Origin of the sequence: Chromobacterium sp. Beijing, from assembly GCF_021496765.1 — a bacterium.
Lineage (GTDB): Bacteria > Pseudomonadota > Gammaproteobacteria > Burkholderiales > Chromobacteriaceae > Chromobacterium.
Genome location: NZ_CP053750.1, coordinates 4873742 through 4893980 on the forward strand (window position 1 = coordinate 4873742; position 20239 = coordinate 4893980).

At 54.5% G+C, this 20239-nt stretch carries 21 protein-coding genes and 2 pseudogenes; 15 read left to right on the top strand and 8 right to left on the bottom strand.

Annotation, left to right across the window (positions count from 1 at the left end; translation table 11 throughout):
- Positions 1–13: 13 nt before the first annotated feature.
- The 3 genes from HQN78_RS22720 to HQN78_RS22730 all read left to right on the top strand — a co-directional run bounded on the left by HQN78_RS22720 (position 14) and on the right by HQN78_RS22730 (position 1984).
- Positions 14–778, top strand: a complete 765-nt coding sequence (locus HQN78_RS22720) for a cytochrome c1 (RefSeq protein WP_107800598.1) — start codon at positions 14–16, stop codon at positions 776–778.
- A gap of 150 nt (positions 779–928) precedes the next feature.
- Positions 929–1531, top strand: a complete 603-nt coding sequence (locus HQN78_RS22725; RefSeq protein WP_039756141.1) for a glutathione S-transferase N-terminal domain-containing protein — start codon at positions 929–931, stop codon at positions 1529–1531.
- Positions 1532–1540: 9 nt separating this feature from the next.
- On the top strand, positions 1541–1984 hold the full coding sequence (locus tag HQN78_RS22730; RefSeq protein WP_227104953.1) for a ClpXP protease specificity-enhancing factor: 444 nt from the start codon (positions 1541–1543) through the stop codon (positions 1982–1984).
- 121 nt (positions 1985–2105) lie between these two features.
- Here the strand turns inward: HQN78_RS22730 and HQN78_RS22735 are convergent, their stop codons facing one another.
- The gene (locus HQN78_RS22735; RefSeq protein WP_304502830.1) at positions 2106–3419 is read right to left on the bottom strand and encodes an ammonium transporter; all 1314 of its coding nucleotides are present in this window, start codon (positions 3417–3419) and stop codon (positions 2106–2108) included.
- Between the two features lie 29 nt (positions 3420–3448).
- Positions 3449–3787 carry a P-II family nitrogen regulator gene (gene glnK / locus HQN78_RS22740; RefSeq protein ID WP_043591378.1) on the bottom strand — a complete coding sequence of 113 codons (339 nt, stop codon included), beginning with the start codon at positions 3785–3787 and terminating at the stop codon, positions 3449–3451.
- Between the two features lie 325 nt (positions 3788–4112).
- Between glnK and HQN78_RS22745 the strand changes: the two genes are divergently transcribed.
- Positions 4113–4400: an accessory factor UbiK family protein gene (locus HQN78_RS22745; RefSeq protein ID WP_107800595.1), complete on the top strand. Its 288-nt coding sequence runs from the start codon at positions 4113–4115 to the stop codon at positions 4398–4400.
- Between the two features lie 4 nt (positions 4401–4404).
- Positions 4405–5253: pseudogene (locus tag HQN78_RS22750) on the top strand (YifB family Mg chelatase-like AAA ATPase); the annotation flags it as partial.
- Between the two features lie 266 nt (positions 5254–5519).
- Here the strand turns inward: HQN78_RS22750 and HQN78_RS22755 are convergent.
- Positions 5520–5909: a hypothetical protein gene (locus HQN78_RS22755; RefSeq protein ID WP_235086453.1), complete on the bottom strand. Its 390-nt coding sequence runs from the start codon at positions 5907–5909 to the stop codon at positions 5520–5522.
- Positions 5910–6070: 161 nt separating this feature from the next.
- Between HQN78_RS22755 and HQN78_RS22760 the strand changes: the two genes are divergently transcribed.
- The gene (locus HQN78_RS22760; protein WP_235086455.1) at positions 6071–7210 is read left to right on the top strand and encodes a hypothetical protein; all 1140 of its coding nucleotides are present in this window, start codon (positions 6071–6073) and stop codon (positions 7208–7210) included.
- Between the two features lie 214 nt (positions 7211–7424).
- On the opposite strand, the gene HQN78_RS22765 is transcribed toward HQN78_RS22760, so the two are convergent.
- Both HQN78_RS22765 and HQN78_RS22770 read right to left on the bottom strand, forming a co-directional pair.
- On the bottom strand, positions 7425–7661 hold the full coding sequence (locus HQN78_RS22765; protein WP_235086458.1) for a hypothetical protein: 237 nt from the start codon (positions 7659–7661) through the stop codon (positions 7425–7427).
- A 155-nt stretch (positions 7662–7816) separates the two neighbouring features.
- The gene (locus tag HQN78_RS22770; protein WP_235086461.1) at positions 7817–8128 is read right to left on the bottom strand and encodes a hypothetical protein; all 312 of its coding nucleotides are present in this window, start codon (positions 8126–8128) and stop codon (positions 7817–7819) included.
- A gap of 111 nt (positions 8129–8239) precedes the next feature.
- Between HQN78_RS22770 and HQN78_RS22775 the strand changes: the two are divergent.
- Positions 8240–8512, top strand: a pseudogene (locus tag HQN78_RS22775) (transposase); the annotation flags it as partial.
- An 87-nt stretch (positions 8513–8599) separates the two neighbouring features.
- Here the strand turns inward: HQN78_RS22775 and HQN78_RS22780 are convergent.
- Entirely contained in the window at positions 8600–9028 is a 429-nt protein-coding gene (locus HQN78_RS22780) for a hypothetical protein (protein ID WP_235086463.1), read from the bottom strand.
- Between the two features lie 17 nt (positions 9029–9045).
- Positions 9046–9951 (bottom strand): hypothetical protein, encoded by a 906-nt coding sequence (locus tag HQN78_RS22785; protein WP_235086466.1) that lies wholly within the window; start codon positions 9949–9951, stop codon positions 9046–9048.
- Positions 9952–10078: 127 nt separating this feature from the next.
- Here HQN78_RS22785 and HQN78_RS22790 point away from each other — a divergent pair.
- Positions 10079–11208 (top strand): IS3 family transposase gene (locus tag HQN78_RS22790; protein ID WP_235086468.1). Its coding sequence is split into 2 segments (ribosomal slippage): positions 10079–10355 and positions 10355–11208, totalling 1131 coding nucleotides; the frame shifts between segments, so codons are not numbered across the junction.
- A gap of 39 nt (positions 11209–11247) precedes the next feature.
- Here HQN78_RS22790 and HQN78_RS25935 read toward each other — a convergent pair.
- Positions 11248–11463, bottom strand: a complete 216-nt coding sequence (locus tag HQN78_RS25935; RefSeq protein ID WP_370646573.1) for a transposase — start codon at positions 11461–11463, stop codon at positions 11248–11250.
- Positions 11464–11701: 238 nt separating this feature from the next.
- Between HQN78_RS25935 and HQN78_RS22795 the strand changes: the two genes are divergently transcribed.
- The 7 genes from HQN78_RS22795 (at position 11702) to HQN78_RS22825 (ending at position 20207) form a co-directional block, all read left to right on the top strand.
- Positions 11702–13105, top strand: a complete 1404-nt coding sequence (locus HQN78_RS22795; protein WP_235086471.1) for an amidohydrolase family protein — start codon at positions 11702–11704, stop codon at positions 13103–13105.
- Between the two features lie 259 nt (positions 13106–13364).
- Positions 13365–13688, top strand: coding sequence for a PleD family two-component system response regulator (locus HQN78_RS22800; RefSeq protein ID WP_235086473.1), 324 nt, complete (start codon positions 13365–13367; stop codon positions 13686–13688).
- Positions 13685–14527, top strand: a complete 843-nt coding sequence (locus HQN78_RS22805) for a PP2C family protein-serine/threonine phosphatase (RefSeq protein ID WP_235086475.1) — start codon at positions 13685–13687, stop codon at positions 14525–14527. Before HQN78_RS22800 ends, HQN78_RS22805 begins: the two co-directional genes overlap by 4 nt.
- A gap of 34 nt (positions 14528–14561) precedes the next feature.
- The gene (locus tag HQN78_RS22810) at positions 14562–15485 is read left to right on the top strand and encodes a diguanylate cyclase domain-containing protein (protein ID WP_235086523.1); all 924 of its coding nucleotides are present in this window, start codon (positions 14562–14564) and stop codon (positions 15483–15485) included.
- 36 nt (positions 15486–15521) lie between these two features.
- The gene (locus HQN78_RS22815) at positions 15522–16433 is read left to right on the top strand and encodes an MASE1 domain-containing protein (protein ID WP_235086530.1); all 912 of its coding nucleotides are present in this window, start codon (positions 15522–15524) and stop codon (positions 16431–16433) included.
- The gene (locus tag HQN78_RS22820) at positions 16399–17967 is read left to right on the top strand and encodes a PAS domain S-box protein (RefSeq protein ID WP_235086533.1); all 1569 of its coding nucleotides are present in this window, start codon (positions 16399–16401) and stop codon (positions 17965–17967) included. Before HQN78_RS22815 ends, HQN78_RS22820 begins: the two co-directional genes overlap by 35 nt.
- Complete coding sequence (locus HQN78_RS22825) at positions 17937–20207, top strand: hybrid sensor histidine kinase/response regulator (protein WP_235086535.1); 2271 nt, start codon at positions 17937–17939, stop codon at positions 20205–20207. Before HQN78_RS22820 ends, HQN78_RS22825 begins: the two co-directional genes overlap by 31 nt.
- Positions 20208–20239 lie beyond the last annotated feature (32 nt).

A 20239-nucleotide genomic window follows, 5' to 3' on the forward strand; every position in this document is an offset into this window, starting at 1 on the left:
GGGGAGAGGACTCATGAAAAGCAAAATCCGCCACCTGATCGCGGCCATGGCGCTGGCGCTGCCGTTCAGCGCTACGGCCCTGGCTTCCGGCGAAGGCCCCAAGCTGCCCAAGGCGCCGATCAATATTCAAGATACGGAAAGCCTGCAACGCGGCGCGCAGATCTTCACCAACTACTGCTTGTCCTGCCATTCGGCCAGCGCGATGCGTTACAACCGCCTGACCGATATCGGCCTGACCGAAGAGCAGATCAAGGCGAACCTGCTACCGGTGGGCGCCAAAATCGGCGATCCGATGAATATCGCGATGAACAAGAAGGACGCTCAAGCCTGGTTTGGCGCCACGCCGCCGGACTTGTCGCTGATCGCGCGTTCCCGCGGCGCAGATTACCTGTATGGTTATCTGCGTGGCTTCTACCGGGATCCGAGCCGGCCGACTGGCTGGAACAACGCGGTGTTCGACAAGGTGGGCATGCCGCACATCTTCTGGGAATGGCAAGGCGAGCAGGTGCTGAAGACCGAGAAGAACGCGGAAGGCCACGAAGAGCACAAGCTGGAGCTGATCAAGGCCGGCACCCTGACCAAGCTGGAGAACGGCAAAGCCAATACCGTGGAGTTCGACAAGCGGATGGCGGACCTGACCAATTTCCTGGTCTATGTGGGCGAACCTGCTCAGGTGAAGCGTCAGCAGATCGGTTATGTCGTGTTGATGTTCCTGTCGCTGTTGCTGTTGCCGCTGGCGTATTTCCTGAAGAAAGAGTACTGGCGCGACGTGCATTAAGCCCGGTTGCTTGATTTGATCAAGGCGGAGAAATCCGCCTTTTTTCTTTTTAATCATTGGCTTATGATGCGGTGCTGGAAATTGGTGGACGGAAAGTGCTAGAATGCCCAGCTGAATCAACCCATTGTTAGTTAAGGATTTCCTCCTGCCATGATGACTCTTTACTCCGGAATTACCTGCCCGTTCAGCCAGCGTTGCCGCATCGTGCTTTTTGAAAAGGGAATGGATTTCGAAATCATTGATGTGGACATCCATAACAAGCCGGAAGATCTGGCGGTGATGAACCCCTACAATGAGGTGCCGGTATTGGTCGAGCGCGATTTGATCCTGCACGAATCCAATATCATCAACGAGTACATCGACGAGCGTTTCCCGCACCCGCAGCTGATGCCGGCTGACCCGGTAATGCGCGCGCGCGCCCGTCTGTTCCTCTACCGGTTTGAAAACGAGCTCTTCATCCATGTGAAGGCGCTGGAAGCCGGCGCCACCGGCAAGGAAGCGAACAAGGCTCGCGAAGCCATTCGCGACGGCCTGACCACGATCGCACCGATTTTCGCCAAGCAGAAGTTCATGTTGGGCGACGATTTCTCCATGATCGACGTGGCGATCGCGCCCTTGATGTGGCGTCTGGAGCATTACAATATCGATCTGGGCAAAAACTCCGCGCCTATCCTCAAGTACGCCGAGCGTATTTTCCAGCGCCAGTCCTTCATCGACTCGCTGACGCCGTCCGAAAAGGCCATGCGCAAATAAGGATTGCCAATGAGCTCCAGCACCAAGCCCTACATGATCCGAGCGCTGCACGAGTGGTGCGGCGACAACGGCTTCACGCCCTATGTGGTGGTATGGGTCAACGAGCGTGCCGATGTGCCGCGCGAGTACGTGAAAAACAACGAGATCGTGCTGAATATCGGTCTGTCGGCCACCAAGAATCTGCGTATCGACAATGACTGGTTGTCGTTTTCCGCCCGCTTCGGCGGCGTGTCCCGCGACATCTGGGTGCCGATAGGCAATGTGATGTCGATTTTTGCCCGGGAAACCGGCGAAGGCATGGGATTCGAGGTGGAGCTGGGCGAGGCGGAAGCGCCCGCGCCGACGCTGAAACCGGTGGCGGCCGACGAGGAGGCCAAGCCGGCGGAAGCGCCGTCCGAGCCGGATGCGCCGGCCAAGCCGACGGGCCGCCCCAGCCTGCGCATCGTCAAATAGCGGTTTCAACTCCGCAAGCGAAAGCCGGTCCGTCAGGGCCGGCTTTTTCATGGGCGGCTTTCCCAAAAAAAAGGGCGCCAGCGGCGCCCCAAGTCCCTTACCACAACAAGAAAATCCGGATTTATTCGACGCGCTCCCCGTGCAGGATCACGTCCAGCCCTTCGCGCTCTTCGTCTTCCGCGACGCGCAGTCCGATCGCGATATCGATCAGCTTCAGCAAGATGAAGGTGACGACGGCGCAATAAGCCGCGGTGACGCCGACGCCGAGCGCTTGCGCGGCCAGGCTGCCTTCCGCGCCGCCGATTTCCTTGACGGCGAAGACGCCGGTAAGCAGCGCGCCCAGGATGCCGCCGATGCCATGCACGCCGAAGGCGTCCAGGGAGTCGTCATAACCCAGCATGTGCTTGAGCCCGGTGGCGCCCCAGAAGCACACCACGCCGGCCGCCAGGCCGATGATCAGCGCGCCCTTGACGTCCACGAAGCCGGCGGCGGGCGTGATGGCGACCAAGCCGGCGACCGCGCCCGAGGCAATGCCCAGCACCGAAGGCTTTTTCTTGGTGAGCCATTCGGCGAACATCCAGGCCAGCGCGGCGGCGGCGGTGGCGAGCTGAGTGGTGACCATCGCCATGCCGGCGCGGCCGTCCGCCGCGGCGGCGGAGCCGGCGTTGAAGCCGAACCAGCCCACCCACAGCATGGACGCGCCCACCAGGGTCAGCACCAGGTTATGCGGCGGCATCGCCTCCTTGCCGAAGCCGACGCGCTTGCCCAGCACCAAGGCGGTCACCAGGCCGGCGATACCGGCGTTGATGTGCACCACGGTGCCGCCGGCGAAGTCCAGCACGCCCTTGTCCGCCATCCAGCCGCCCGGCGCCCAGACCCAGTGAGCCACCGGCGCGTAGACCAGCAAGGACCACAAGGCCATGAAGACCAGCATGGCGGAAAACTTCATCCGCTCGGCGAAGGCCCCGGTGATCAGCGCCGGAGTGATGATGGCGAAGGTCATCTGGAAGGTCATGAACACCGATTCCGGAATGGTGCCGGCCAGCGGGTGCACGGCCAGTTTGCCGGCCTCTTTCAGGTAAACCATGCCGTCCAGCATCACGCGGCTCAAATCGCCCAGATAGGGGCTGCCGACGGTGAAGGCCAGGCTGTAGCCGATGACCGCCCACAGCACCGTGATCAGCGCGGTGATGGCGAAGCTTTGCATCAGCGTCGCCAGCACGTTCTTTTTGCGCACCATGCCGCCATAGAACAGCGCCAGGCCGGGAATGGTCATGAACAGCACCAGGGCTGTGGAGATCAGCATCCAGGCGGTGTCGCCGGCGCTGATGCTCTTGGCGTCGGCAATCGCCGGACCCGCCGGTGCGGCGGCCAAGGCCAGCGGAGCCGCCAGGCTCAAGCCGGCGAGCTGAATGGTTGCGAGCAGTTTTTTCATTGTCGTTTCCCCTGTGTCTCTATCGCGGTTCAGACCGCGTCGGCGCCGGTTTCGCCGGTGCGGATGCGCACCACTTGTTCCAGGTCGTAGACGAAGATCTTGCCGTCGCCGATCTTGCCGGTGCGGGCGGACTTTTCGATGGCTTCCACCACCTGATCCAGCAAAGCGTCGTCTATGGCGATCTCCAGCTTGACCTTGGGCAGGAAGTCCACCACGTATTCGGCGCCGCGATAGAGTTCGGTGTGTCCTTTTTGACGGCCGAAGCCTTTGACTTCGGTAACCGTGACCCCTTGCACGCCGATGGCGGACAAGGCTTCGCGGACTTCATCCAGCTTGAAGGGCTTGATGATGGCGGAAACGAGTTTCATGACTGCTCCTTAGGGTCTGATGATCCGGTGGCTTGAGATGAGCGCTGCTGTAGCGTCGATACGCATGAATCGTGCCAGGCCTGATTGGCGCAAAAGAAAACCCTAAGATCATGTTGCAACGCAAAAAAGGCCTGTACTGACCGTTTTGGCACTTTCCCGGTGCATGGGGTCGTGGCGGGCCGCACTGATTTGGTGCCGCAAGCGCTGCGGCGTCAGGGGAGGGGCCTGGCCGGATCGCTCTAGGCCGGGTGCGCGCCGGCGGGTGGCGGACTTGGCTTTTTGCTACACTCTGCACTGTTATCACTTACTCATAAGGAGCCGCGTCATGTTGAGCCAAAAGCTGTTTGAGGAAATCGGCAACAAGATCAGCGAAACCATCGCCGCCAGCCCGGCCAAGGACATCGAGAAAAACGTCAAGGCGATGATGGCCTCCACCTTCAGCAAGATGGATCTGGTGACGCGCGAGGAGTTCGACGTGCAGCAGGAGGTGCTGGTGCGCACCCGGGAGAAGCTGGCGCAGCTGGAGCTGAAGCTGGCGCGCCTGGAGGCGCAGGTATTCCCGGAGGAAACGCAGGCCGCGGTAGAAGCGCAATCAGAACTCGGCCACTCCTAGCGATATGACGCTGGCCGTGGTGGCAAGCCGGGCGCTGGCAGGATTGGAAGCGCCCGAGGTCGCGGTGGAAGTGCATCTGGCCAACGGTTTGCCCGCATTCACCATTGTCGGCCTGCCTGACCTTGAGGTGAAGGAAAGCCGGGAGCGTGTGCGCGCGGCGATTCTAACCTCGGGTTTTGAGTTTCCGGCCCGGCGAATCACAGTCAACCTGGCTCCGGCCGATCTGCCCAAGGACTCCGGCCGTTTCGATCTGCCCATCGCCATCGGCATTCTGGCGGCCAGCGGACAGGTGCGTTGCCCCCGTCTGGCGGAGTATGAGATCGCGGGAGAACTGGCTTTGACCGGGGCCTTGCGGCCGGTCCGCGGCGCCTTGGCGATGGCGTGCCGGACGCGGGAAGCGGGGCGCGCCTTCATCTTGCCGATGGCCAGCGCCAAGGAGGCCGCAGTGCTGGAAGGCATGCCCTTGTACGGCGTGAGCACTCTGGTGGAAGCCTGCGCCTTTCTCAACGGCCTCTCCGAGCTGGTACCGTATCGACCAGAAGGCGGTTTGCCTCGTTCGGCCCCGGACTACCCCGATCTACAAGACATCAAAGGCCAGCCGCTGGCGCGCCACGCGTTGGAAGTGGCCGCGGCCGGACGGCATAGTCTTTTGATGATGGGGCCGCCCGGCACCGGCAAATCCATGTTGGCCGCGCGTCTGCCCGGCATCTTGCCCGGCATGCCGGACGAAGAGGCGCTGGAAAGCGCCGCCGTGCGCTCCTTGGGGACCGACGGCTTCGCGCTGGACGATTGGGGCGTAAGGCCGTTCCGCTCACCGCACCATACCGCGTCCGCGGTGGCGCTGGTGGGCGGCTGTAAGTTCTATAAATATTTGCAAATTACCAGTATTGAATGAGAATATTGGCTGGTATCTGTTAATGCTTATAGCAAATTATGCCCAGCGCTCCATTCAAGAAATTGGCAAAGCATCCTGGAATTTGGCGAGTGGATGGCGTAGGGCCAATCAGGCCTACTGGATTGCTGGGTACCCGAACGGTCGTGCACTTCTCCGGCATTCATCCTGATCGATGGCGTGATCCCTATAAAAAGAATGCGATTCTGCCCAATGTCTGCTTGGCTTTACCGGCTCATGTTGCGACATTGGAAGAGTTCAAGGTCGGTACGTTGTGGCGCGATGGTCGTTGCATTTCCCGACCGAATATCGGCAGTCCTAAAACCTTCCGGATTGACGCCAGTCAGGCGCGGGAGGTTGCGCTGGAAGAAGTGGTGGATGTGGGGGGCGCATTCATCGACACCGTTTTGCCGGATTCCTATTTCAATCTGGCCAATACCCGGCAGGCTTTGGCCACCAGCCGTTATGTGCTGGTGCCGACAATTGAAGACCGTGGGCCGCAATGGCTTCTCATCCCAAGTATTGAACTTATCCGCTTTTATTTTGGCGTTTCTTCCCGATTTCTCACCGCCACCTTGTCTGGTCGCCTGGGGACTATATCGATTGGTCTCGCTCAAAAATGGATGGTGTTTGGCCGGTACTGCAAGTCAAGGAGGATATCAACCGTTCTGAGGCTGTCATACTCGCACGGGCGATCGCGTCAGCCCCGTTTCGGGCGGCTCTACTTGGTGTTCGCCAACGGCTCACTGCGACGCATACCAATAATCAGACTCTCCCCTTGGATCAACAGAGCCCGCTCGATATTCAGGCCAGTTTTCCGCTGCGTGGGGAAACGACGTTGCGAGTGTGGGGCAAGCGTGTCCTCTTATCGAGTGGCGAGAGGAAAGGGCAATGGGCGAAATTTGTTATGGAAATTGAGCACTGCTCGCGCCCGCTTGAGTTTGCCAACCTGCTTTGGAAGAGCGATAAGCCTTGGGAAGCGAAAGTCGTGGAGGGCGGTGAGCCCGTGAGGATCCGGCCACCTCACTTCCACCCGCTCTTGCCGGATGATGATGAGGATGAGCTGCTGGTAGACGATGTCCCCGCGGACGGGCGTCTCGTCCGGCTCGCAGTACTGAAGTATGGTAGTCGTTTCGCGGGCTTCGACACTCTGAAATTCCATCATGAACGCCCTCAAGTGCCTGCTATTGCCAGTGAACCGGGTGCGGACATTGGCGTGCCTGTCGATGCGTTGACGCAGAACGAGGCTCAGCATGGTCAAGATGCCCAAGGCAATCTGGGGCTCAGCGAATTTTTGAGCGATGATGGCAGGGTGGATCGTGATTTGACGCTGTTCTTGTCGATGTTGGTCGCTTTGAAAGCGCGGACTCGCGCCCGAGGCTGGGAGATCGAGACTCGTCCTGGCCGCGAGAGTACTCGTTCCGGAGAGGATTGGGTGACGTATTTCCCGGGGCCGATTGGTTCCAGAAGGGCATGGCATTTGATAGGCGCTCCGGGTACCGAGCAGCGCCGGCGCCAGCTGGTTTGCGTTGAGATCAAGGTCAGTGCGGAAGGGCCGTATTTCTATCTACTGGAAATGGAGTTGAAGCCTACCGAGCAACCGGGTCAATGTACGCTTCTGGCTTACACCCCTGACTTCCAGTGGATGGATGAAGCGACTTTCCTAGCTTTGCTCCAGCTTACGGTATCCCGAAAGCGATGGCCGAATCCCGGGAATAAATGGAAAAAAGAAGCGGATTTTCTGCGAGCGCAAGCACTGTTTACGAAGATCTATGTGAAAGGGCTCCGACACCCAGACTCATCGGTTGAGGACAGCTTTAAGCCTGGCCCTTGGAGCGGCTCGATGCTGGGGCAAATCGACGGCGTGTTTCCAGACTTCTCGGAAGAAGTGGCAGACCTGGTCAGCGTGGTTCAATAAGCTGAATTAGAAAGGGCCGCCAGCTGGCCGGCCTTGGTGCCCAGCCAGGCAGCCTACGGGTGGGAGATCAGCCAACAAGCATGCAATAAGGCGAATTGGGAAGCGAATAAGGCCGGTCGGTCTTCTGAATGGGCGGAGCGGCGCAGCAGGCACCGGACTGGATAATGCCCCAGTCCCAGGATAAACCACAGCGGCAGTAGCCAAGCGTAACTGTTCAATAAGCCTCCCAGCAACAGGCCGACCACCACCGCCCCACCAGCATCGCGCTGCGGTCGACAATGTCTTGCAGCAGCCTCGGCAAGGCCAGTTCGGCAGTCAATAAGCCTCCGCCAAAGATGGCCAGGGTCCAGGCGTTCTCGTGCTGGTCCAGGCCGAAACGTGCCTGGACCAGCACTGCGGTGTTAACGATGACCATCGCGCTGGCCGCCTCCACGGTAAGGTTCAGCGCCAAGAGACCGCGCAGCCGCGGCGTGGTCAGGTAAATACGGATGCCGCGTTGATAGGAGCTGTGTTCATGAACAAAACCAGACAGACCAAGTAGTTCGAGAAATAAGTATCGCAGTGATATCAGTCGGAAGAAATTTTGCGATCAACCCAACCCTCTGCTTACGGTAAAACCTTGACGATGCCACCGTTGTGACGCAGCACAATGCGGCCACTTTCCACATCCAACCAGCAAGTCGGATGGCCACCGATACCACTGGCCCACTTATTGTTGCTGAAATAGGTCAGCACGGCCAGATCCCCATCGGCGAACAGCTTGCACTTGTAGGCTGAATTACCGGGACCGTTGCTCCCCGCTGCCCATATTGGCGCCCACTGTTCACCTCTGTTCTGGTATAAAACCAGATTGTCATCTGTCTGCATGCTGAACCGAGTGGTTTTATCCTGAGAGTAGATATCCTGTCCCTTCAACAAGGACTGTCCTGGCATCGTCCGGTTCGCGGCCGGCTGGATTGGGCCATTCAATCCCAAAGATGCGGACGTCCAGATTACTTGGGCATTCACATCGCGGATCTGAATGGCACCTGGGCGCATGCCCGTGGCGTTCAGCTCTTCCTCATCGAGCCTGGCAAGCCCAATCAGAGCGCCTACATCGAATCGTTCAACGGGCGGTTCCGGGATGAATGCCTGAACGAACACTGGTTCACCAGCCTGCGTCATGTCCAAGTCGTCACCGAAGCCTGGCGTAGGGAATGCAACAACGAAAGACTGGGTGGTTTGACACCGGCTGTCTATGCCGAATCACTTGCAGAGAAATCAGGTAAATTAAGCCCGGACTCTAAAGCCCTCAGCTACTGAAAGTGGGGTGACGTCGGAAGAGCACATATAAAAATAGACGCTGCCACAACACCTTCATGTCAGTGTCATTAATTCTTTAAAGCATTTCTACGGGCTTTTAATTGGGTCAGCGAATATAGTCCAAACCCCTTTTATATCCTTGAGCTTTATATTATTAATCAAGCAGTGATTCGGATTTTTACTCTTTATAGGGTCCTTTACCACAGTTGCCCCCGCACCAATAAGACTCGATGCATTAGTTGCACCAGCCTTGCCAAGGCGATCTGCAGAAGGGTGACCCTTATCAGACCGGATCAGATTTTTCACATTAACCTCACTAACAGCCTCATTGCCAGGAGAGCAAACTGCGGAGATGGATTGCATCTTCCCATCAGGATAACCATCCTCCTTTGCATAGTTCTCATCCGTATTGGCCGCGCCATAACGTACTACCAGCGAACCACGTGGGACATTTTCAGCAATCACCGCTGTCGAAAACACCGACACCCCTACTAAACAAAGAAAATTGAATTTCATAATCTCTTCCTAAAAAATTAAGGTGTGGAATTAAAAATTCCATCAAAGTAATTTTCAGAATCTTTAATGTTAATCTTTTGGAATTTGTCGATAAATTTTCTAACTTGATCACGGAAAGAGCTTGATGTCTTCCAGCTTTCAACCATGAAAGCTGCAGACATTATATCCAAATCAAACTTGAATTTGAATTTATCATACGAAGCGCATGCAGTCGTTATTTTTAGTGTTTCTTGAGTGAACTGGGTGAAATAGCTTTTAAATTTAGGTACATAAATCCAGCGACCATCAGAAGCTTTGAAGAACTCATGAACAATAGAAACACTAGCATAAAGATATTTATTCGTGCTTGAAGAAATCTGCGTTTGAATGGTATCCCCTTGACTCTTCAAGAATTTCCTAAAGTCGTCAAGTGCAGCACCTTCATTTATGGTAGCGTCCATCAGTATGTTCAAAAACTTTGTGGCAACATCAACTCCAATAATTGTCTGGTCATAATGCTTTGATGATTGGGAAAACCCACCGCAGAAAGCTTTTGTCATTGCCTCCATTGGCCCTCTCCATACTGCAGGATTATGTTTCTTGGCATCATCACCACCAGCCTGTTTAAGAATGGCAGAGACTACAACATTAGTTAGCCCCTCCATTACTGGCGCAACTTCATCATATAATTTCTGCATCTCTTCCGGCGGTGGGTTTGACGAAGCTACCATGTAGGTAACCAACCCATCCTTGTCTTGAATATTTGGATTCAGCTCATCAGTCTTCAATAGATGAACCTGTGTCTGTTCAAAATAATGGTGAGCATATTTAATATACTGAGTCGGATCTTCCAGTTGAAACAGCGGGGACAATTCTGCCTTACCCATTTTCATCTCCTTAGGATTTAAATCAATAACATTTTCAAGAGTTTGCGTCAATGACATTGGCAATTCAATATAGAAGCACTCCTATCTAATACAAGGCGGCCCATCAAATCCTGACACTATTGCCAGCAATCATCCGACGCCCCCCCAGTATTGAGTAGCGCGTGACTTTAGAGTCCAATCCACCATGACATGGAGATCGGATATGAAGAAACGATTCACCGAAGAACAGATCATCGGCTTCCTACGCGAAGCCGAAGCCGGCATGCCCGTAGCTGAGCTGTGCCGCAAGCATGCTTTCTCGGAAGCCAGCTATTACCTCTGGCGCAGCAAGTTTGGCGGAATGAATGTGTCGGAGGCCAAGCATCTCAAGGAGCTGGAAACTGAGAACACACGGCTGAATAAACTCCTGGCTGAGACCATGCTCGAGAACGAGATTGCCAAAGAGGCCCTGCGAAAAAAGTGGTGAGCGCACCGTCACGGCGGGAGCTGGTGCGCCATCTGATGGGCAAAGGGCTCAGCGAACGTCGATCGTTGCGTTTGGCTGGCATGAGCCCCAGTGCACTCCGTTACCAGCCAGCCTCAGACCGCAATGTCGCCTTGAGAGCAAAAATCATCGCGCTTGCACAACGTCACCGACGTTACGGCGCCGGCATGATCTACCTGAAGCTGCGGCAGGAGGGCATACGGGTCAATCACAAGCGGGTGGACCGGCTTTATGCCGAGGCGGGTCTGCAAATCCGCCGGCGCAAGCGCAAGAAAATCCCCGTGGCAGACCGTCACCCACTGGCTCGTCCTTTGGCGGCCAATCAGGGATGGTCGATGGACTTTGTGTTCGACCGAACAGCAGAGGGGCGTGTCATCAAGAGTCTGACGGTGGTCGATGATGCCACGCATGAGGCAGTCACCATTGTTCCGGAACGGGCGATGGGAGGCCTGCATCTGACCCGCGTCCTCGAGCAGTTGGCGAAGACACGTGGCTTGCCCAAAGCCATCCGGACCGATAATGGCAAGGAATTCTGCAGCCGTGCGATGTTGACCTGGGCACACGCCTGTGGGGGTCAGCCTTTGCTCATTGAACCTGGCAAGCCCAATCAGAACGCTTACATCGAGTCCTTTAACGGGCGTTTCCGGGATGAGTGCCTGAACGAGCACTGGTTCACCAGCCTGCGCCATGCCCAAGTTGTTATCGAAGCTTGGCGAAAGGAATACAACAATGAAAGGCCGAAGAAAGCACTGGGTGGTTTGACACCGGCGGTCTATGCCGAATCACTTGCAGAGAAATTAAGCTTGGACTCTAAATCCCCCTGCTACTGAAGGCGGGGGGACGTCGACGCGGGCCAGTTCATCCCGCAGTCATTTGAGCTTGGCGGCTACAACGGTCTGTTTGCCTCGGGCGGGGAAGGCATCTGACCTTGCGTCTTGCTGCTGACGTTTCCACCTGCCCAGTAGTGACTCGGTAATGTCGAAGGCTTGGGCAATATGCCGTAACGGGGGGGCCGTGAGTATCTGCTCAACCTCTTCGCGCTTGAGGGTCCCCGGGAAAGTACGTCTGGTCTTGGCCAAGAACACTGCCCTCGGTGGTAATTATCCCCCTTAAGTTAGTGTTAACGGGGGCCGGGATAGACCAAGTTGACCCAAACCTTTCGGGTGGTATGCCACATAGAGTGAGTTAGCTTAGTTCTTAAGTGGCCCTTACGACCAGTAGCGGACATGCCAATGACATTGGTGTGCTAATCTTAAGATCACACGGCTTCAGAGTCTCTTCGTGGTTGTTGTGCAAGAGGCCCCTACTCCTCTGGAGAACTTCATGCAAAAGCTTGCTCTTATCTTACTCATGCTGGTAACCCCCTTGGTTCATGCTCACGGACAGGAAGCCGCGGAGTTGCCTTTGCCTGTGTCGAAGCCTGTTCCAGAATTGCTGACCCTGATCACAGGCGCACGAATTTTCGATGGCAAGTCCAAGCAACTCAGCGCGCCGACGAATGTGCTTGTGCGTGGCAACAAGATTGTGAAGATCTCACCCCGGCCCATCTCAATCGAGCGGAGTGCCAATGTCGTGTTGATTGACGCTGAAGGGCGCACTCTAATGCCTGGACTCATTGATGCCCATACCCATATGGCGCAGTCGGTGGTTCCATTACCGGTGCTGATGACCGCGGACCCAAACTATACCCAGATCGTGCAGGCCAAGGCGGCCGGCGACATGTTGATGCGTGGATTTACCAGTGCAAGAGATCTATCCGGTCCAACCTTTGGTATGAAGCGAGCGATTGATGAGGGTCACATTCTAGGTCCTCGCATCTGGCCGTCCGGCGCGGCAATTTCACAGACCTCCGGTCACGCGGATTTTCGCAGCCATTTTGACCTGCCGCGCAAGGATAGCTCCCCCGCACATTTCACCGAGCGGCTGGGGTATGCGGTGATAGCGGATAGTCCGGATGAAGTAAGGCGCGGCGCACGCGAGCAATTGTTACAAGGCGCCAGCCTTCTGAAAGTGATGGCAGGTGGTGGCGTAGCCTCTAACTACGATCCTTTGGACGTCGCTCAATATAGTGAGGCCGAGATTCATGCCGCGGTCGAGGCCGCGGATAACTGGGGCACTTATGTCACCGTGCATGCTTACACGCCCAAAGCGATTCAGACAGCGGTTCGCGCAGGCGTTAAATGCATTGATCACGGCCAGCTGGCTGACGAAGCCAGTGCTAAGTTGATGGCCGAAAAAGGCATCTGGTGGAGCTTGCAGCCTTTTCTTGAGGACGAGGACATGATTCCTTTCCCCGAAGGTTCTGTGAATCGGGCCAAGCAATTACAGATGCTCAAGGGCACCGACAATGCTTATCAACTAGCGAAGAAGTACAAGATTAAGACGGCATTCGGCACAGACACTTTGTTCGATGCCAAGCTGGCTAGCCGCCAAGGTGCGCAGTTGGCCAAGCTCGTGCGCTGGTATACACCGGCTCAAGTGCTAAAGATGGCCACCGCTGACAATGGAGAATTGCTCGCGCTATCTGGTCTGCGCTCACCCTATCCCGGGAAGATCGGCGTGGTTGAGGAAGGGGCGCTGGCTGACTTGTTGTTGGTTGACGGCAACCCTATCGCGGACATCAAGTTGATTGAGAACCCCGCGAAAAATTTTACCGTGATCATGAAGGATGGGGTGATCTACAAAAATACGATGCGCAAGACGCCGCTGCCAAACTCGCAAAACTGAAGAAGAAATTGCAGATAGAAGAATCTCTATATTGCAATGGACCACGGAGAAACTGTCAAGGCGAGTAGATCTGCGAAAAACGTACTGTCAGCAATCGCAAGTTTAGACAATACTGAACTATAAATCTGATGGTTATTTTGCGCGATTTATTTGTTCGTGTTGATGTTTTCTATTGCTTTCGTCTTTTACAAATCCTGCGTTGGGTGGTAATAGCATAAAAATAAGTCATCATGCCGATGCTGAACGTATCGAGTGAACTATGTCGCAAATAACTATTTTACTAGTTGAAGATAGCGCGACCAATCGACAAATGATTGGTCAGTTCATTACCAGATTGGGCTACCGTTGTGCGGTGGCCGTGCATGGTTTGGACGCTTTGGCTTACTGCCAGGAAAATCGGCCGGATCTGATCCTGATGGATGTCGTGATGCCTGAGATGGATGGGCTACAGGCGACGGAGGCTCTACGAGAACTCTTTGGTGAGAGCTGGGTGCCCATCATTTTTCTGACTAGCCAGAGTGAGTTGGAAAACGTTGTTCTTGGGCTCAAGGCTGGGGGGATGACTACCTCGCCAAGCCTGTGAACTTTGATCTGTTAGCCGCAAAAATACAGGTATTTTTGCGCATTGCAGAGATGCAGGAGCAGATTAATCAAGATGCGATTCGCTTGGAAAGATACTACCAAGCTAATGAAGAAGAGCAACGACTGACTTTAGAGCTGATTAAACGGCTCAATGAGCAATATACCAGTCCACAGTCCCATATCTGGCAACACCTCAGCCCGGCTACCAATTTTAATGGCGATCTCATTTGCATCTGCCCCTCACCCTCAGGGCAGGAGCATATCATGCTGGCGGACTGTACCGGACATGGTTTGGCCGCAGCCATCAGCGCGTTACCTGTTGTTGACTGTTTCTATGAAATGACCCGAAATGGCTCCTCGCTTTCGGATATTGCAGCAGGTATTAATAAAAAAATATACAAATTACTACCTAGAAGCCGATTCGTCGCGGCCGCTCTTATTTCTATTGATCACAAAGCGGGCACCATTAGTGTTTGGAATGGCGGCATTCCCTGTGTGCTTCTTTTTAGTGCACTTGGAAAGCTGGCGGTAATACTAAAGTCACAACATCCACCGTTAGGTGTTTTATCGGAAAGTGATTTTGACAACACGCTGCAGACACTTAAATTTTACTCTCACGATACGCTTGTGGTCAGCTCCGATGGCATCACTGAGTCGAAAAGCCGGCAAGGAGGAATGTTTGGTGTGGAAGGGATCATTAATGCGGTAAAAAATACCGGAGGAAAGGTAGTTGGCACCCATATTCTTGAAGCAGTTAGTAAGCATCTAGAAGGAGACCCCATCAGTGATGACGTCTCTTTGCTTGTTGTAGATTGCATACAAAGACACGAAAATAGTTAAGTTGATATTTGAGTTGTTCTAATCGGAGTTAAAAATGAGTAATGCTGTGGTAGAAAACAGTCCAATACTGATTATTGACGACAGCGTCACCAATATTAAGATCATGAGCAGTCTTCTGGCTGATAAAGCTCCAATCATTTTTGCCATGAATGGTAGTGCAGGCATTGACGCGGCACGACGGCACCAGCCCTTGCTTATTCTATTAGATGTAGAAATGCCTGAGGTAAACGGCTATGAGGTTTGCCGTCGTTTAAAAGAGGATGCCTGGACCGCCGATATTCCTATTATTTTTGTCACTTCACATCAAGATGCTCAGCATGAAATTCAGGCGCTTGAAGCGGGAGCCGTAGACTTCATTAGCCGTCCACTGAATTTTCCTATTGTACGGGCTCGAGTCCATACTCACTTGACACTAAAAAAGCAAGCCGACTTATTGAAACAACTAGCTAATTGTGATGGTTTGACTCAACTATATAATCGTCGTTATTTTGACAAGCAACTTGAACTGGAGTGGCAGCGTCATATGCGCCAACAACAGCCATTAGGGTTGGCCATGATAGATGTGGATGATTTCAAAAAATACAACGACACTTATGGACACTTAGAAGGCGATGCCTGTTTGCAGCGAGTGGCTAGGGGCTTGCTCAGTTCGACTCAACGCTCTGGAGAACTCGTTACGCGCTATGGAGGGGAGGAGTTCGCAGTGGTGCTTCCTTGTACGGATGAGCCACAGGCTTGTCAGTACGGCGAATGGATCTGCCATAAAATTAGATCATTGGCCATTCCACACGAGGGCATTGCTCGCTCAAATGTTGTCACCGTGAGCGTGGGAATCGCAACTTGCATCCTATCCAAGCACGAGAGTCCAAGTCATCTTGTTAAGCAGGCGGATGTCGCTTTATACCAAGCCAAACAGGGTGGGCGAGATAATTATAGTCTAGCTATTGCATTGGCTTAGCTGTATTGCCAACTCAGAACACTCTTTGGAGGTTGTATGGACAGATCAAGCCAGCTCCCCTTTGCTGAGGTTGCTGGACCTCCTCGGCATCGATATGCAAGATGTTTTATTCTTGCCATTGCATACTTTCTTCTCGCCGCCCTGTCCATTGTGCTTACCCGAGCATCAAATAGTGTTGCCAGCATCTGGTTAGCGAATGTAGTTGCATTGGCATTATTTATTCGAAGACCCTATCGAGAGTGGCAGGAGCTGCTTGCCACATTGTTACTGGTGAGTTTCATCACTAACCTTGTGCTGGGCAGCAGCGTTGGTTTTAGTATTATGGCTAGCTTGGCGAATGGTTTAGAGATTGTGTTGGCTGCTTATTTGACCAAAGCGTGGGTAAAATTGGACTGCCAAGCGCCTTCGCCTGCCATGCTGCTGACTACTTTTGCTGTTTATTTGTTTATCGCTACGCCACTTTCATCCATCTTTGCTGCTATCTTTATCTGGCTTGTTGACGGCTTTAGTTTGAGTGGAGTCATGTTTCATTGGTGGCTAGGTGATGCGATTGGGTTATTGCTAATAGGTCCCACTGCGCTGCTGCTAAGTCGGGACGCTCTGAAAAACACAATATCAACGCATCGTTTCTCGACATTAATACTTGCTACTCTTGCAATCCTCGTAGTTGCCACGCTGCTGTTACATCTTACTACATCCCCATTTGTTTATATCGCTTGTCTTTTAACACTAGTGGCTTATTGGCTAGGCGCCTTGCCTGCGGCACTGATTGGCAATCTGATGCTGCTCTCCATTGGGGGCTTGCTTATTTTCATGTATTCCCCTTCCAGAGAAATTGTCGACTATCGCATCGTTGAACCTCTGGGCCACGACCGGAGTGACTTGCCTATTCCCCGCTTTGGTCGGCGTTGCCATGGACCATATCCGCAGGCAGCGTACCTTGCTTGATGCCAGCGAGGCCCGGTTTCAAGACGCGATGAACTTTGCCGCCACCGGTTTTGCCATTGCAGATATGAGAGGCTTCTTGCTGGAAGCCAATCCTCACTTGTGCCAAATGCTGGGTTACTCCGTGGACGAGTTGCGCGGCATGACGGTCAAGCAGCTGACTCACCCCGATGACCTGGAACAGTCGATTGCGCATTTACAGACCTTGCGTTCCGGCGAGTGCGAGAGTTATCAGTTTGAAAAGCGCTACCTGCACCGTAGCGGCCGTGCGATCTGGGTGGAGTTGCGGGTCTCCAAGCTGAACTGGGGGCAAGCCGAGGGGCATGTGATTCTGCAAATCGACAATATCGATGCACGGATGGCGCAGCAACAACAGATTCTGGATTTGACGGAGCGCCTGTCTCTGGCCACTCGCGCGGCGGAAGTGGGGATTTGGGATTGGGATCTGCAAACCGGTTTGCGGGTCTGGGATGAGGCGATGTACCAGCTGCACTGGTATCTCCCATCCGACACGCTGCCAATAGATGAGATGTGGCTTTCCAGGCTGCACCCGGAAGACAAGGACATGGTGCAGGATCGTCTGCGGCAAGTGCTGCGAGGGGCTGGGGAGTTAAGCATCGCGTATCGATTATTGGGCCCTCATGGAGAGGTTCGCTACCTGGAGGGCATGGCGGTTGTCGTGCAAAAGGGAATGGATGGCCGACCGTTACGCATGGTGGGCGTTAGCCGAGATGTGACGCAGCAAGAGTTGGCCAAGCGGGCCGAGGAGCAAATGCATAGAGAGTTGCAAACCATTATCGATCATATGCCGATGGTGATCAGTTACTGGGATGCTCAACTTTGCAACCGCTTTGCCAATCGCGCTTATTTCGAGTGGTTTGGCTTGTCCAACGCGCCCGATCGCCATCCAGCCGCCCCTCCGCTCTTTAACGATGAATGCTATCCGTCGGGGCCTTCCTATGTTCAACAGGCGCTCCAAGGCTTGCCACAGCAATTTGAACGTTTGCTGCCCGATGCGGCCGGCCAACCTCATGATGTGGTGATCTCTTATGTGCCGGATAAGCAATATGGTCAGGTGCAGGGGTTTTACGCCTTTATTACCGATGTGACCTTGCTGCGGATCGCTCAGGACGCGGTATTGGAAGCTCAGCAGCATCTGCAAAGCGTGATCGACGCCGCCAGCGAATTCGCCATTATTACGACCCATCTGGATGGGACCATCCAGATGTTCAGCACCGGCGCCGAGCGCATGCTGAGCTACCGGGCGGAAGAGCTGGTTGGCAAGCAAACCTTGCTCTTGCTGCACGTCGAAGACGAGATCAATGACTATGGCCGGACGTTTCCTGAAGCGGTCTTGGGCTTCGAGGCCCTGGTGCATAAGGTCAAGCAGGAAGGCATGGATTCGCAGGAATGGCATTATCGCCGCAAGACGGGTGACTTGGTGCCGGTCAATCTGGTGGTCACGGCCATCCACAATCTGGCCGGCGAGATTAGCGGTTTCCTGGGGTGGCCCGCGATATCCGCGAGCAGCGATTAGCCCAGCACACCCTGCAGCAGGCTAGGGAGCAAGCGGAAGCCGCCAACCGCGCCAAAAGCGAGTTCGTCGCCAATATGAGCCATGAAATTCGCACCCCGATGAACGCCGTTTTAGGGATGTGCCACCTATTGGGGTCGACTCCTCTCAACGCGGAGCAGAACAAATATCTGGAGATGCTGCGGGCGTCCGGACAGTCCTTGTTGGGTATCCTCAACGATATTCTGGATTTCTCCAAAATTGAAGCTGGCAAGCTTAGTCTGGCGCCCACGCCTTTCGTCCTGGAGGAAAGCATGAACGCGTTGGCCTCCATGATGTCGGTCACGCTTGGCGACAAGCCCCTAGAGCTGGCCATTGGCGTGGAGCCGGAGACGCCCTTGCGTCTGATCGGCGATCCGCTCCGCCTACAGCAGATATTGGTGAATCTCACCGGCAACGCCATCAAGTTCACTGAGCATGGGGAGGTAGTGGTGTCTATCCTGTGTCTGAATAAGGACGCCAGCGCTGCCACGCTCCGATTTTCAGTACGGGATACCGGCATTGGATTGTCTGAGGAGCAATGCTCGCGCTTATTTACGCCATTCGAGCAAGCAGATGGCTCCACAACCCGGCGGTTTGGTGGAACTGGCCTAGGCTTGGCAATTTGCAAGCGGCTGGTGAACTTGATGGGTGGCGAGCTGTACGTCAACAGCGAACTGGGGGTGGGTAGTGAGTTTCACTTCACAATTCAGCTTCCGATTGATCCCGACGCTTCATTGCCGCTTCAGACTAAGGCCCCAATATGGTCGCGCTTGCTGGTGGTGGACGACAATGCGGTTACACGTCGTTTTCTGGAGCAATCGATTCTTGCCTGGGGAGGCGAGGTGGATTTGTGCAGCTCCGCAGAGCAGGCGCTGGAGCTCGCCCAAGCGCAGACTGAACTTGGGCGATACTACGATGCCGTGTTGCTGGATTGGAACATGCCGGGTCAGGATAGCCTCAGTGCCGGCGTTGCCCTCAAGCGCCTTGTTGGTGGGCCGCATCCCGTGCCGGTGATCTTGATGATGAATGGTTTTGATCGTAAGCAGGCGGTAGAAAATGGGGCATTAGGCCAGTTGGACAGCGTGCTGATCAAACCTATCACCCGTTCCAGCTTGTTCGATAGCCTGCATGAACTGTTGGGTGACCGGACGCTGCTGACTACGCTGGAACCGAGCGCGGGTCAGAAAACGGAGCCGCTTTGCCTGAAGGCGTGTTCCATCCTGCTGGTGGAAGATAATGAATTTAATCAGATCGTTGCCAAGAAGATCCTGGAACAGTCTGGCGCCAGCGTGACGCTGGCTTCAAATGGCCAACTTGCCGTCGATTATTTGCGTCAACATGCTGAAGAGGTACAACTGGTGCTGATGGATGTTCAGATGCCGGTTTTGGATGGCTTAAGCGCAACACAGATCATTCGGCAAGAACTCAAACTCGAGTTGCCCATCATTGCGATGACAGCGGGCGTGATGCAGAGCGAGCAAGCGCAGTATTTTGCCTGCGGGATGAACGACTTCATTGCCAAGCCGATTAATGTTCCGGAAATGCTAGCGACTATTTGTAAAAACCTGGGACGCCAAACGGGCGAACCATCCATGGAGGACAACAGGCCACTCCAGCTGCCCGTCTCTTCGTCGTCGGACTCCTTCGAGCCTGAGCCGCTGCTGAAAGTATTGGGAAACGACAGCCTGCAATTAAAGAAACTGGTTCAACAGTTCATAGAAGAAAACCAGGGGCTTGATCTGTTCTTGAAAAGTAGCCTACAGGTAGAAAGCTGGAACGAAGCTGTTAGGAGGCTCCATACCTTAAAAGGCATCGCTGCGACGTTCAAAATGGAAGCCTTAAGGGGACAGACGGAACAGTTGGAGCGTTTATGCAAACTGAAGGATGCTGGGCAAGTCCTAGCCGCACTGGAACCATTTCGCATCACTCTAGACACAACGCTGGGAGCAATGAAGTCATGGCTTGAGGCACAGCAAGAAACGCTCCCTGGCGTGACGCTTCCCTTAACAGAGGCCAACTTCAATACACTCTTGCAGCAACTGGACGAGCGGAACTTCTCCGCCTGTGATGCGTATTATCAGATCCGCTCATCGTTGTTGCTGCAGAGCTCGCCAGACGCGATGCGGTTGTTGGACTCGGCCATTGACGCCTTGGATTTTGAGAGGGCAAGTGGCATGCTCCGACAACAGCAATGGAATATCCCGGTTTCCGGAGAAACGTAAATCAGGAGAAGCGGTTAGAACCGATAGACTTC

Coding starts and splice junctions, on each gene's coding strand:
- HQN78_RS22780 (WP_235086463.1), bottom strand. CDS start 9,028: ATGAAATTCAATTTTCTTTGTTTAGTAGGGGTGTCGGTGTTTTCGACA.
- glnK (WP_043591378.1), bottom strand. CDS start 3,787: ATGAAACTCGTTTCCGCCATCATCAAGCCCTTCAAGCTGGATGAAGTC.
- HQN78_RS22785 (WP_235086466.1), bottom strand. CDS start 9,951: ATGTCATTGACGCAAACTCTTGAAAATGTTATTGATTTAAATCCTAAG.
- HQN78_RS22810 (WP_235086523.1), top strand. CDS start 14,562: ATGAGTAATGCTGTGGTAGAAAACAGTCCAATACTGATTATTGACGAC.
- HQN78_RS22820 (WP_235086533.1), top strand. CDS start 16,399: ATGGACCATATCCGCAGGCAGCGTACCTTGCTTGATGCCAGCGAGGCC.
- HQN78_RS22720 (WP_107800598.1), top strand. CDS start 14: ATGAAAAGCAAAATCCGCCACCTGATCGCGGCCATGGCGCTGGCGCTG.
- HQN78_RS22815 (WP_235086530.1), top strand. CDS start 15,522: ATGGACAGATCAAGCCAGCTCCCCTTTGCTGAGGTTGCTGGACCTCCT.
- HQN78_RS22800 (WP_235086473.1), top strand. CDS start 13,365: ATGTCGCAAATAACTATTTTACTAGTTGAAGATAGCGCGACCAATCGA.
- HQN78_RS22735 (WP_304502830.1), bottom strand. CDS start 3,419: ATGAAAAAACTGCTCGCAACCATTCAGCTCGCCGGCTTGAGCCTGGCG.
- HQN78_RS22725 (WP_039756141.1), top strand. CDS start 929: ATGATGACTCTTTACTCCGGAATTACCTGCCCGTTCAGCCAGCGTTGC.
- HQN78_RS22795 (WP_235086471.1), top strand. CDS start 11,702: ATGCAAAAGCTTGCTCTTATCTTACTCATGCTGGTAACCCCCTTGGTT.
- HQN78_RS22730 (WP_227104953.1), top strand. CDS start 1,541: ATGAGCTCCAGCACCAAGCCCTACATGATCCGAGCGCTGCACGAGTGG.
- HQN78_RS22745 (WP_107800595.1), top strand. CDS start 4,113: ATGTTGAGCCAAAAGCTGTTTGAGGAAATCGGCAACAAGATCAGCGAA.